11 protein-coding genes are annotated in these 12335 nt (G+C 72.4%); 5 read left to right on the forward strand and 6 right to left on the reverse strand.

Going from position 1 to position 12335, the window contains the following annotated elements:
- Positions 1-19 precede the first annotated feature (19 nt).
- From D2L64_RS00660 to D2L64_RS00675, 4 genes are all read left to right on the forward strand, one after another.
- Positions 20-790: a DUF5995 family protein gene (locus D2L64_RS00660; RefSeq protein ID WP_119572464.1), complete on the forward strand. Its 771-nt coding sequence runs from the start codon at positions 20-22 to the stop codon at positions 788-790.
- Between the two features lie 266 nt (positions 791-1056).
- Positions 1057-1452 carry a hypothetical protein gene (locus D2L64_RS00665; protein ID WP_119572465.1) on the forward strand — a complete coding sequence of 132 codons (396 nt, stop codon included), beginning with the start codon at positions 1057-1059 and terminating at the stop codon, positions 1450-1452.
- 148 nt (positions 1453-1600) lie between these two features.
- Complete coding sequence (locus D2L64_RS00670) at positions 1601-3694, forward strand: APC family permease (protein ID WP_119572466.1); 2094 nt, start codon at positions 1601-1603, stop codon at positions 3692-3694.
- 174 nt (positions 3695-3868) lie between these two features.
- Positions 3869-5437: a right-handed parallel beta-helix repeat-containing protein gene (locus tag D2L64_RS00675; RefSeq protein ID WP_119572467.1), complete on the forward strand. Its 1569-nt coding sequence runs from the start codon at positions 3869-3871 to the stop codon at positions 5435-5437.
- Positions 5438-5530: 93 nt separating this feature from the next.
- On the opposite strand, the gene D2L64_RS00680 is transcribed toward D2L64_RS00675, so the two are convergent.
- The 6 genes from D2L64_RS00680 to D2L64_RS00705 all read right to left on the reverse strand — a co-directional run bounded on the left by D2L64_RS00680 (position 5531) and on the right by D2L64_RS00705 (position 11573).
- A complete protein-coding gene (locus D2L64_RS00680; RefSeq protein WP_119572468.1) occupies positions 5531-5737 on the reverse strand; it encodes a hypothetical protein in 207 nt (68 codons plus the stop codon).
- A 176-nt stretch (positions 5738-5913) separates the two neighbouring features.
- Complete coding sequence (locus tag D2L64_RS00685; protein WP_119572469.1) at positions 5914-7116, reverse strand: low temperature requirement protein A; 1203 nt, start codon at positions 7114-7116, stop codon at positions 5914-5916.
- Positions 7117-7682: 566 nt separating this feature from the next.
- Positions 7683-8705 (reverse strand): helix-hairpin-helix domain-containing protein, encoded by a 1023-nt coding sequence (locus D2L64_RS27755; protein WP_233558685.1) that lies wholly within the window; start codon positions 8703-8705, stop codon positions 7683-7685.
- A gap of 215 nt (positions 8706-8920) precedes the next feature.
- Complete coding sequence (locus tag D2L64_RS00695; protein ID WP_119572470.1) at positions 8921-10270, reverse strand: FAD-dependent oxidoreductase; 1350 nt, start codon at positions 10268-10270, stop codon at positions 8921-8923.
- Positions 10271-10283: 13 nt separating this feature from the next.
- The gene (locus tag D2L64_RS00700) at positions 10284-10634 is read right to left on the reverse strand and encodes a TcmI family type II polyketide cyclase (RefSeq protein WP_119572471.1); all 351 of its coding nucleotides are present in this window, start codon (positions 10632-10634) and stop codon (positions 10284-10286) included.
- A 129-nt stretch (positions 10635-10763) separates the two neighbouring features.
- Positions 10764-11573: an AfsR/SARP family transcriptional regulator gene (locus D2L64_RS00705; RefSeq protein ID WP_119572472.1), complete on the reverse strand. Its 810-nt coding sequence runs from the start codon at positions 11571-11573 to the stop codon at positions 10764-10766.
- Positions 11574-11965: 392 nt separating this feature from the next.
- On the opposite strand from D2L64_RS00705, the gene D2L64_RS00710 reads away from it, so the two are divergent.
- On the forward strand, positions 11966-12292 hold the full coding sequence (locus tag D2L64_RS00710) for a TcmI family type II polyketide cyclase (RefSeq protein ID WP_119572473.1): 327 nt from the start codon (positions 11966-11968) through the stop codon (positions 12290-12292).
- Positions 12293-12335: the final 43 nt, after the last annotated feature.

A 12335-nucleotide genomic window follows, 5' to 3' on the forward strand; every position in this document is an offset into this window, starting at 1 on the left:
GCGACATCGGGAGGGCGGCATGAGCGAACCGCCCTGGGGGCCCGTGCACCGGGACATCGTCGACCTGCTCGCCGATCATCCGGCGGACGTGCCCGCGGTCGTGGACCATCTGACCAAGCTGCAGGACATGCTGGTCCGGCTGCCGCCGCTGCTGGACAGCTGCCCGCTGGCCGACTTCAACAAGCTCTACCTGGTCATCACCAGCACCGTCTTGGACGGGCTCTACGCCGACCGGTTCGTCGACCCGGTCTTCCTGTCCCGGCTGGACGTGGAGTTCGCCGCCCGCTACTTCGACGCGCTACGGCTGTGGAGCGACCAGAGCCCCAGCACGCCGAAGGCGTGGGCCTGCCTGTTCGAGCGGATGCGCGGGCCGGACGCCCGTCCGTTGCCCTCGGCGGCGGCCGGCGTCAACGCGCACATCAACTTCGACCTGCCGTTCGCGCTGGTCACCACCTTCGACCACCTGGAGTCGGAGCCGGTCGACGGCAGTGACCAGCACCGCGACTATCTGGAGATCAACAAGATCTTCGCGGAGAAGATCCCGAGTCTGCGTCGGGGTTACCTGGAGCGGTGGCAACTGCTCATCGACATGCTCAACGGCGACATCGACGACTGGTACCAGGGTGAGCTGATCGGCTACACCCGGGATGTCGCCTGGCGCAACGCACAGCGGATCTGGCGGTGCCGGCACGACCCGCACCGGCACGAACGCGAGCGCAGGCGGCTCGACGAGACGTCCGCGGCGCTCGGTCGGTTGCTGCTGTCGCCCCTCGGGGCGTTCCTGCAGTAGCCGGGACGGGGGGTCCCCGCGCTCCGCCCCCGGTGGAGCGCGGGGGCGGTCCGACCCGCCCGGGCGACGACGCCCGGAGTGACCACGGGGGGAGCAGGGGGACCAGGGGTCGGCCGGCCCGGGGGGTGTCGGCCGGCCCCTGCGGGGTACGCGGCGGCCATGACCGCTGCGTCCCGGCGCCGTCCCGCCGCCCGGCCCCGACCTCGTCCCGCTGCCCCGCCGCGCCCGGCCCGGCCGGGAGACCGCGCCGGCCGGGGAGCGCGGAGTTGACCGGCCGGACCTTCGGCTTCCGCTTCGACCGGCCCCTTCGCCCCGCGTTGGCCCTGCTCGGCGTCCGACCGTCGACCGCCTGGGTCCGCGTCGACGGCGACGAACTGGCGGTGCGGTTCGGGCCCTGGCGGCTGCGTACCGGCCGGGACAACGTGGCGGGAGTGGAGACGACCGGCCCGTACCGCTGGTGGCGGGTGGCCGGCCCCCGGCTGTCCGCCGCCGACCTCGGTGTCACCTTCGGCAGCAGCACCGCTGGCGGGCTCTGCGTCCGGTTCGTCCGGCCGGTGCCCGCGCTGCTGCCCGGAGACTGGCCCCGACACCCCGGACTGACCGTGACCGTCGCCGACTCCACCGCCCTGGCCCGCGCCCTGACCGAGCCGCCCGGTGGCTGAGCGTGCCGTGCCGCCGGTGACCGGGTGGGTCGAGCGCGGCACGACGGGCGTCACGCCGCCCGGTGCCGGCCGGCTTTGACCGTTCCGGCGAGCAGGGGCCCGACGACCACCTACGGTCGGGGCAGGACCGGGGAGGGCGGGGCGGGGCATGGGGGACGGGACCAGACCACGACGTGGCCGGGACCGCCGTCGTACGGCGTCCGGCACACCCGAGCCCGCGCTGCGCGCCGCCCGGGATCCGACCCGGCCGGGTGAGCGGGCCGGCCGGCGGGTCACGGTGCCCGACCAGGTGGCGGTGCGCCCGCCGGGACCGGCCAACCCGGAGAGCCGGCTGCGCCGTTGGCTGTTCGTGCACCAGGTGCAGCCGGTCGGTCCGGAGACCGCCGAGGGGCAGGCCAAGACGCACACCTGGTGGCGGGTGATGTGCCTGACCGGGGTGGACTACTTCTCCACCCTGTCCTACCTGCCGGGCATCGCGGTGCTGGCCGCCGGGGCCCTCTCCCCGCTGGCGACGCTGCTGATCGTGGCGCTGACCCTGTTCGGCATGCTGCCGATGTACCGCCGGGTGGCCCGGGACAGCCCGCACGGCCAGGGCTCGGTGGCGATGCTGGAGCGGCTGCTGCCGTTCTGGCGGGGCAAGATCTTCGTACTGGTGCTACTCGGGTTCGTGGCCACCTCCTGGATCGTCACCATCACGCTCTCCTCGGCCGACGCGACCGTGCACATGTTGCAGAACCCCTACCTGCCGGCGGCCTTCGGCGGGACCACCGTCGCGGTGGTCGTCACCGTGGTGCTGCTGCTGGTCCTGGGCGGGGTGTTCCTGCTCGGCTTCCGGGAGGCCGTCGCGGTTGCCGTACCCCTGGTGGGCGTCTTCCTGGCCCTGAACGCGGTGATCGTGGTGGTGTCGCTGGTGGAGATCGCCGGTGATCCGCGGGTGCTGTCCGACTGGACCGGGGCGTTGACGGCGGGCGGTGGGCCGGGTCAGCTGGCGTTGACCGCGGCGTTGGCGTTTCCGCTGCTGGTGTTGGGACTCTCCGGCTTCGAGACCGGGGTGAGCATGATGCCGCTGGTGGCGGGGGAGGGGTCGGACTCCCGGGCCCGGCTGGCCGCGCGGATCCGTAACACCCGGCGGCTGCTCACCGCCGCCGCGTTGATCATGTCGGTGTACCTGCTCTCGACCACCTTCGTCACCACCCTGCTCATCCCGCCCGAACAGTTCGCTCCGGGTGGCGCGGCCAACGGCCGGGCCCTGGCCTACCTGGCGCACGAGCGCGTCGGCGAGACGTTCGGCACGGTGTACGACCTGAGCAGCGTGCTCATCCTCTGGTTCGCCGGTGCCTCGGCGATGGCTGGACTGATCAACATCGTGCCCCGCTACCTGCCGTCGTACGGCATGGCGCCGGAGTGGGCCCGGGCGGTCCGGCCGGTGGTCATCGTCTACACGCTGATCTGCATCGTGCTGACCATCGTCTTCCAGGCCGACGTCGACGCGCAGGCCGGGGCGTACGCCACCGGGATCCTGGCGATGATGGTCTCCGCCGCGGTCGCGGTGGCGATCGCCGCGGTCGGCCGCCGGCAGCGTGGCGTCGCCGTCGGCTTCACCGTGCTCACCCTGGTCCTGCTGTACGCCCTGGTCGAGAACGTGATCGCCAAGCCGGACGGGATCGCCATCTCCGGCCTGTTCATCCTGGCCATCATCGCGGTGTCGCTGGTGTCCCGGGTCAGCCGGACCACCGAGCTGCGGGCCGAGCGGGTGGAGTTCGACGAGGCGGCCCGGCGCTTCGTCGCCGACTCGGTGGCCCACGACGGCCGGCTGCACGTGATCGCCCACAAGCGGCGCAACGGCGCGGTCAAGGAGTACACCATCAAGGAGCGCGCGCAACGCGGGCAGAATCCGGTGCCGGGCGCGACCGACGTGCTGTTCCTGGAGATCGACGTGGTCGACCCGTCCGGGTTCCGACACGTGCTGCGGGTCCGCGGCGTGGAGGTGGGCGGCTACCGGGTGCTGCGGGCCAGCAGCCCGGCCGCGCCCAACGCCATCGCCGCCATCCTGTTGGCGCTGCGCGACGCCACCGGGGTACGCCCGCACGCGCACTTCGAGTGGTCCGAGGGCAACCCCATCGCGCACCTGTTGCGGTACCTGATCCTGGGTCGGGGCGACACCCCGCCGGTGGTGCGGGAGATCCTGCGTAAGTCCGAGCCGGATCCGTCCCGCCGTCCCGGTATCCACGTCGGCGGGTAGCCGACCGCCCCTTCCCGCCCAGACGTGAAGGCGAATGGCGTACTTATTCACGTATGCCGGATTTCGTCCCTCACGCGCCTTACGTTGCCTCTGGTGGCTGCCGCGACGTCGGCCACCCCGCGTCCGATCTCGGCGCGGCCGTGTATTCGCACGCACGAGAGGCAGGAAACCCTCATGTCCACGTATCAAGGGAGCCGGCGCCCGGCGCGATCCAGACCGCGGTCGCGGTGGCTGCTGGCCGGTGGTCTGGTCGCCGGCAGCCTGGTGGCGACCGCCGCGGGACTGACCACGGTCGCCGCCTCGGCCGCCGACCGGGACACCCCGCCGTCGACCCGCGACCAGCCCACCGCCATGTACTCCGACGTACCCGGCACGGACTGGGCGGCCGAGGGTCACGGCAAGGACCGGCCGCGGCCCGGCGACGAACCCGCCGGCCCGGGTACCGCCCGGCCCGACGACCCGGCCGCCGGCCGGCCCACCGGCGGCTACGGGCGCCCGCCGCAGCGCAAGGCGGTGCCGGTGCCCTGTGACTCGGCCCGGCTGATCGCCGCGCTGGTCCGCGCCAACGCGGAGGGCGGCGCCACCCTGCGGCTGGCGGAGCAGTGCACCTACACCCTGACCCACGCCTTCCAGCAGGTCGACGAGTACGACGGTGGGATCCGCGACGCGCGGGAGGCCGCCGACGCCGCCGAGAACCCGGGCGACGCCGAGGCGCCGCCGCGCAACCCGGCGCACGACACCGCCGGCCTGCCGGTGATCTACCACGCGATCACCATCGAGGGCTCCGGTGCCACCATCGTCCGGGGCGCGAACGCCGCGGACTTCCGGTTCTTCACCGTCCGCGACGGCGGTGAACTGACCCTGCGCGACGTGACCCTGCGCAACGGCCGCTCGAAGGCCGAGGGCGGCAGCATCCACATCGTGCATGGCGCGACCGCGGTCGTGGAACGGGTCACCGTCGCCAACAGCACCTCACTGTCCGCGGACGGCGGCGGTGGCGGCATCTTCAACGACGGCAACCTGCGGATCAGCGACAGCACACTGGTCGGCAACCGGGCCGCCGGCACCGAGGGCAAGGGCGGGGGCCTGCTCAACGGCGGCGTGATGACCATGTACCGGACCGAGTTCCGGCACAACAACGCGGTCAGCTACGGCGGCGGACTGGCCAACTTCCGGGCCGCCGGGGACGTCTACTCCTCCACCTTCATCCGCAACAACGCCGGTCAGGGCGGCGGGATCGCCAGCTTCTCGGCCCGTACCAAGGTCTTCGACAGCCTGGTCGCCGGCAACAGCGCCAAGACCGGCGGTGGCCTGGCCAACTCCGACGCCGTGCTGGTGCTGGGGCAGCTGACCGTCCGGGACAACCTGGCGACCGTCGCCGGCGGCGGCATCTGGACCGTGCAGGGCCTGTTGCCGATCGACGACAGCCTGATCGTCGGCAACACCAGCCGGGGCAACGGCGGGGGTGTCTACACCGAGAAGTCCAACCTGCTGGTGCGCTACACCGACGTCAAGGGCAACGAGGCGGTCGGCGGCAGTTCGCAGGGCGCCGGCCTGTACGTCACCGCCGGCTCCACCTCGCTGTACTCCAGCCGGGTGATCGGCAACCGGGCCACCGCCAAGGCCGGCGGGATCCAGGCCGAACGGGCCCAGGTCAAGATCGACGACGAGAGCGTCGTCATCGAGAACAGCCCCACCAACTGCCTGGGGAGCAAGGTGCCGGTCGCACACTGCTTCCGCTGAACGGGCACGGGCGACGCACCGGGTGCGTCCGGCCCCCACGACCCCGGTCCCGACGACCGGAGTACGCGGGGCCGGACGTACCGTCGCGTCCGGTCACTGGGAGGGCTCGGGCAGTTCGCAGTCGACCTGCGGGTTCGCGCCCACGTAGTTCAGCGGGCCGGCGGCGATGGTCACCAGGATCGTGCCAACCTCGGCACAGTTGGCCTCACCGCTGTCGTAGTAGCCGCGCTGACCGGCGGCGACCGCGCCGATGACGAGCCAGATCACCACGAGGACTCCGAATATCGACGTGCCGCGCATGTCTTCCTCCACGCTCGGGGGGCCAGGGTGTCCGGCCATGTACCCAACCGCGCTCTCCGGCTAACGACGGGCCGCCGCGGTCGCACCGGCCGATGGGCCGCCACGGCCACTTCCGGCCGGCAGCCGTGGCCACTTCCGGCCGGGCCGCCGCAGCCGGTGGCCGACAACGGTCACCGCTACAGCGATGGCGCGGGCACTTCGGGCGGGCGGCCGTGGCTGCGCCGGAAGTCGGCCACCGCCACGCCGGCCAGGACCAGCGCGGCGGCGATCGAGGCGGACAGCGGGGGCAGGTACAGCACCGCCGGCGCGGCGGTGAGCAGAGCCAGGACACCGCCGGGGCGCGACGGCGACACCCGGCTGAACACCTCGCGTTCGAAGAAGGCTCGGCCGATGAGGAACAACGCCGGCCCGCCCAGGATGACCGCCGCCCAGGTGGGCGGCGTACGCGCCGGCAGATCGTGCAGTACCAGCTTGAACCCGGAGGCGGTGACGACCACCCCGGCGATCATGAGCAGGTGGGTGTACGGCGCGGTCTTCAGGAACCGGCTCGGGTTCTTCGCCGCCGCGATCGCGACGGGCATCAGTTCCCCGGACTTGTGCACGTAGATCCGCCACAGCAGCAGGGTGGTGGCGAACGCCATGACGAAGCCGACGGCGTTCTCCGTCCGGGCGTGTTCCGCGCTGTAGGCCATGCCGATGACCAGGATCGCGTCGCCGAGGGCGATGGTGAAGAACTGCTGGTACCGCTCGGAGAGGTGCTCGGCGGTCACGTTGAACTGGGTGGAAGGGACGGTACCCAGCCCGGGCACCGGATAGGCCAGCCGCAGGCCGAGGTAGTCCAGGCCGAGGGCGAGCAGCCAGAGGACCAGCCGGGCGTCACCGGAGACGTAGGCCCCGGCGACCCACGGCACCGCCGATACCGCGAACCAGCAGAAGACCCGGGTCGCCCGCCGCTGGATCTGCCGGTCGCCGCGCATCATCGGCATCAGGAACAGCCCACGTCCGAGATGGATCGCCACGTACGCACCGGCGAAGACCAGCCCCCGGTCGCCGAACGCCTTGGGGATCGCGGTCGTCATCAGCAGCACGCCGAACATCACCCCGATGATCAGTGCCTTGATCTGCGTGCGGTCGGGGTCGTACAGGTCGGTGACCAGGGTGGTGATGGCCCAGGTCCACCAGACCGCAGCGAGCAGGACCAGCGCCTGGATCGCCTGTGGCCAGCTGATCTCCCTGGCCAGGTCCTGCGAGATGAGCGCCAGGGCGACGACGTAGACGAGATCGAAGAAGAGTTCCAGCAGGGTCACCCGTACGGGTGTCCGGTCGTTGCGGACCAGCGAACGCCTCGGGGGTACTGGTTCCGGCTGGACGGACGACACGAACGGCTCCCGGCGGCCGACGACGGTTCGGCGGGCCGGACTCGGCCGGCATCCCGACGCTAGCCGCGTACCCACCGGCCGGAGGCGATATCGGCGCTGGTAACCGGAACGAGTGTCGCCGGACGGCGGGGCTGGGTGGGGTGGGCCCTGTCGAGCTGATAGCGCGAACGGGTCGCGGCTCGGGTGGGTGGTCCAGGGGCCCGGCCGGTGGTGCCCATGACATCCCGGCCGCCGTGGCGGCGCCCCGCGCGATAGCACAAGCGGTTCAGCTCGACAGGGCCCACCCCACCCCACCCCACCCCACCCAGCCCAGCAGTGAGTCACCTTCCGGCGGCCTACCGCCAGTCGCTGATCCGCGCCTACCGCCAGTCGCTGATCCGGCGGCCTACCGCCAGTGGTCGGTCCGGCGGCACGCTGTCCCGCAGGGCGGCCGGATGTTGGTACGCCGGCGCCCACCTGACCGGTAGCGGAACCCGTACGTCGACCACGGGGGCGATACGCCGGATCGCCGGGGTTCGGGCGCTGCACCTGGCCCCCGTACCCCGGCGATCCGTTGTCCGTCGTGGTCAGCCGAGTTCGCCGGCCTCCGCGGCCAGGATCTTCGCCTGCTGCGGCCACGTGGCCAGGCTGGCGGTGGCCCGCAGCCCGGCGCCCCGGATGGTCTCCCGCAGCGCCGCCTCGTCCAGGTCCGCCAGCTGCCGGTAGGTCTGGATGCCGGCGTCGTGCAGCGCGGTGGCCATCTTCGGGCCGACGCCCTGGATCCGGCGGAAGTCGTCACCGGCACCCGTGACCACACTCGGCGCGGGTGCCGCTTCCGGCGCCGGTACGACGGCCTCCGCCGCCGGCTCCACGGCCGTCGCCGCCACCGTCTTTGCCGCCACCGTCTTCGTGGCCTTCGTGGCCCTGGTGGCAGTGCTGGCCTTCGTGGCAGTGCTGTTCTTGCTGGCCGTGCTGGTCTTGGCTGCCTTCGCCGGCTTGGCGGCCGTCGGCTCCTTGGCGGCGGTGGCCTTGGTCGCCTTGGTACCGCGTTTCGGCGGGGTGGCGACCGCCGGCCGTTCCGCCGGTGCGGTCACGTCCCCGGCCGGCTCGGCCACGACCGTCGCCGGTTGTTCGGCTCCGGACGGGACGTCCGCCGGCTGTGCGGCGTCGCTCTCGACGAGCGACGCGACCGGATCCGCGGCGACCGGATCCGCGGCGGGCGGATCCGCGGCGGGCGGATCCGCGGCAGTGGTGTCGGCCGACTCCGTGCCGGCGGGTGCGGGGCCGGCGGGCTCCGGGAGGGTAACGGTGGCGTCGGTGGCCGGCGACGCCTCGGCGGCCACGGTGGTGGTCTCGGCGGCCGGCCCGGCGGCCAGAGTGGTCTCGGCGGCCAGGGTCGGCGCCGGGTCGATGGAGGCCGCCTCGTCGCTGGCGCTCGACCGCTGGGGTTCGGTGGTCGCGGCCGGCGTCGGCGCGGTCATCCCGGCGGTCGTACCGCCGCTGGACACGGGCCGTTCGTTGCGCCGGCCGCGTAGCAGCAGCCAGCCCGCCACCAGCCCGGCGAGCAGCACCACGAGCAGTATCAGCCAGATGCCAGAGGACTCCGCCACGGCAAACCTCCCTGAAGGTCACGTCCGAATCGTCGCGAGAAAAACTCGCCGCAGCTTCGCACACGCTCGTCGCGGGCGACAGGCAGGTCTTGTAACAGTCCGTGCGGGCCGCGGCGGGGCTACCACCCGTGCCCGACACGGGACGGACGGTGTGGACCGGACGAACGCCGACGACCCCGGCGCCGTGCTGGCGCCGGGGTCGCGGGTACGACGGGTCAGTCCTCCTCGCCCCGATAGGTGTAGAAGTCGTCGACGAACTTGCGGCGCAGCCGGGGAACCCGGCTGGTGACCCGGAAGTACCCCCGGGCGCCGAGCAGCGCGAGCCGGCCGAAGACCGGCTTGTACATCCGGTCGTCACCGCTGGTGCCGCTGCGGTTGAGGGAGTCGGCCACCCGCGCGAAGCCGTACGGCAGCATCTCCGCCTCGTAGTCGGACACCGCCTGCACCAGGGGCTTGGTGCCGGCGGCGGCGAGGATCAGCTGACGGCGCAACAGGTTCGCGTCCCGTAGTGCGGTGTTGGCACCCACACCCCGACCGGGTGTCATGGTGTGGATCGCGTCACCGAGCAGGGTGACCGTGCTGCTCTTCCACGGCGGTACGGGCTCCGAGGTGGACACCCGGATCGGCAGCGCGCTGTCCGGATCGGCCCGGCCCAGCAACTCCCGAAGGTGCGGGTGCCAGTTGTCGGTGAGGTCCAGGGCGACCTGGACCAGCTCCGTCCCACGGCGCTGCATGACGTCGGCGGGGAAGCGCCGGGCCGTGCTCCAGACCACCAGGTTGATGCAGTCGCGGGTGTTGTCGTGACGCAACCCGGGCCAGTCGGCGAGCAACGCCGCGTCGGCGGGGCTGGTGTCCGGCTTGAGTCGGCCCTCGGCGTCCCACTTGAACTCCATCACGTGCAGCACACCCATCACCCCGCCGGTGCCGAAGATCAGCGAGATGCCCCGCTGCACGGCCGGCGGCAGCAGCGACCGGGTGTGTTCGGTGAGCGGGATCCGGGTGGCGATGTTGACCGTCCCGGCGTCCCGGACGACCGCGTGCGGCAGGTGCTGGCGGCGGACCGCCGAGTGCGTGCCGTCCGCCGCCACCAGCAGGTCACCGGTGGCGGTGCCACCGTCGGCGAAGTGTGCGGTGACCGTACCGTCGTCGTGCTGCTCGTACCGGGTGAAGGTGCGGTCGAAGTGCACCACGTCCTCCATGCCGGTCAGCAGCACCTGGCGCAGCGTCATCCGGGCCACCGACCGTTCGGTGTCGACCGGGTGGGTGTCCGGTCGGAGCGGGAACGAGGCGGTCCGGCGCAGCTTCTGGTCCAGCACGTTGAAGTAGCGGGGGGACCGGGCGCAGGTGGCCAGGTAGATCTCGAACAGCTCCGGCGGCAGGCAGTCGCGCAGCGCTCGGCTACCGGTGGGGCCGATGCCCACCCGGTAGCCGAGCAGCCCGTCGGACCGGGTGCGGTGTCGCTCGTAGACGGCGACGCTGATGCCGGCCCGGCGCAGCCCGTGCGCCAGGCAGAGGCCACCGGTGCCCGCGCCGATGACCAGGACGTGCGGTGCTCGGATGGTCACGGCGCCGCCCCGATCAGCCGGCCACGCGCGGCGCCGGGACGTCCGCGGCGTCCCAGCGGTAGAAGCAGCTGGCGATCGCGTCCCGCGGGGAACGCCAGGTCGGCAGGTAGGGCGAGGTGTGCGCGGAGAGCCGCTCGTTGACCTGGCGGTAGAGCGGGTGGTTGCGGGCCGCCGCGAGGGCGTCGGCCCCGACGTCGTCGGTCTCCATCAGGTGTACGCACAGATCGTGCAGGCAGTACAGGGAGCGGTGCCGTACCCCGGTCAGGCCGGGCAACTCGGTCGCGTCGGACTCGGTGAAGATCTGCGCCACCCGTCCCTCCGCACCCGGGATGATCCTGCTGACGATCACTAGTCGGCTGCTCATCGGACCCCTCTCGCCGGTGGTCGCGTCCGGCTCCTTCGCCGGGGACGCGACCGCGCTGTTGGACCCACCCTTTCCGGTGCCTGTCACCTGGCCGTCAACGCATCCGGGCCGCCCGGTGACGTCGAGGCGTCAACCGGTCCGGAAGGTGATGCGGTTCGACGGCTGTCGGCGCGGTTCCGGTGCCGTCCGGCTGGCCCGACGGATCGGCTCGAGGGTCTCGGCCAGCAGTGTGCTCATCGCCGGTGACGGTTCCAGTCGCAGTTCGCGCAGCAGCAGGTCGCGGTAGACGTAGAAGGCGTGCAGGGCCTCGAAGGCGTTGCCCTCGGCGAGATGGATGCGGACGACCAACCGGTGCGGGGTCTCCCGCAGCGGCTCGGCGGCCATCGCCTCCAGCGCCGCCTCCAGCGCCTCACCGTGCCGCCCGGCGGCCAGATGCTGCCCGGCCACCTGCTCCAGCATGTGTAACCGAAGTTGGCGCAGCCGTTCCCGGTCGGCCAGAACCCAGTCGTCGTACCAGCCGGGGAGCAGGTCGTGTCGCCCGGCGGCGAGCGCCTGCGCGGCGTCGTCCGGCGGCTGACCGTCGCGTACCCGGGAAGCGGTGTCGATCAGCCGGTCGACGTCCACCCGCACCATCGGGTCGAGGCGGATCGTGTCGGCGGTGGTGGTCAACGGGCAGTAGGGGTCCTGGCGCAGCCGCCACAGCGCGGTGCGCAGCGACGACAGCGCGCGGTCCTCCGTGTTCTCCGGCCACAACAGCCCGGCCAGATGGGTGCGGGTGGCCTCGGGACGCAGCCCGATCAGGGCGATGACCCGCTGTAGGCCGCGGGGCACCACCACCGGTGTGGCGCCGTGCGTCAGGCGGAAGCCACCGAGCAACTGCAGCCGTACCTCGGCCTCCCGGTGCTCTCCGGTGGTCGGCGTGGGTCGTTCGACGGCCACGGCGGCACCCCCTGCGGAACGTTTCGGCTGCGGGTATCGGCCGGGTCCCGGCGTGGTCGCCGACGCCTCTGTCGAGGGGGTCGGCCTTCGCGCGTAGTTGCGAGCCAGGTTCGGACCGCTGTGAAGATTATCAATCGCCGTTACTCTCGGTCAATATCCGCGCCGGCAACGTAACCGGCCCGTCATCTTTGAGGATGGCTCTGAACTGGTCAGTTGCCGAGATCTTGGCAGTCCGTACGCACAGCTAAGCCACAGCTTGCGTCAACGCAGCGTCACCGAAGGCGGTGGTGGCGGGGGGTGTCGGTGACGCGCGCGTGACGCACCGGCCCGCATCGTGTGCGCAGCCGCCCGGGACAGCCGGACGGCGAGGCCCGGCCACGGGGAGGACCGGCATGGACCGAACGCTGATCATCGCGAAGGTGGTGCCGACCGCCGAGGCGTCGGTGGCCGACATCTTCGCCGAATCCGATACGACCGAGTTGCCGCACCTGGCCGGCGTCCGGCACCGGTCGCTGTATCGGCTGCACGACCTGTACGTGCACCTGCTGGAGACCGACTCACCGGGTGACGGCGCGGTGGAGTCGGTGCGGGAGCATCCGGAGTTCCGCCGGGTCAGCGAACGCCTGAGCCCGTACATCACGCCGTACCTGCCGGACTGGCGCTCGCCCCGCGACGCCATGGCCCGCTGCTTCTACCGCTTCGACGCCCGGCAGCCGTGACCCGTGACCGCCCACACCTGCGTCGCGCTTCGATCCCCGGCCC

The sequence above is a fragment of the Micromonospora radicis genome, from assembly GCF_003583405.1.
GTDB lineage: Bacteria > Actinomycetota > Actinomycetes > Mycobacteriales > Micromonosporaceae > Micromonospora > Micromonospora radicis.

What these genes read in the sequence shown, in the direction of transcription:
- D2L64_RS00660 (WP_119572464.1), top strand. Translation starts at nt 20, where the DNA reads ATGAGCGAACCGCCCTGGGGGCCCGTGCACCGGGACATCGTCGACCTG.
- D2L64_RS00670 (WP_119572466.1), top strand. Translation starts at nt 1,601, where the DNA reads ATGGGGGACGGGACCAGACCACGACGTGGCCGGGACCGCCGTCGTACG.
- D2L64_RS00675 (WP_119572467.1), top strand. Translation starts at nt 3,869, where the DNA reads ATGTCCACGTATCAAGGGAGCCGGCGCCCGGCGCGATCCAGACCGCGG.
- D2L64_RS00680 (WP_119572468.1), bottom strand. Translation starts at nt 5,737, where the DNA reads ATGCGCGGCACGTCGATATTCGGAGTCCTCGTGGTGATCTGGCTCGTC.
- D2L64_RS00700 (WP_119572471.1), bottom strand. Translation starts at nt 10,634, where the DNA reads ATGAGCAGCCGACTAGTGATCGTCAGCAGGATCATCCCGGGTGCGGAG.
- D2L64_RS00710 (WP_119572473.1), top strand. Translation starts at nt 11,966, where the DNA reads ATGGACCGAACGCTGATCATCGCGAAGGTGGTGCCGACCGCCGAGGCG.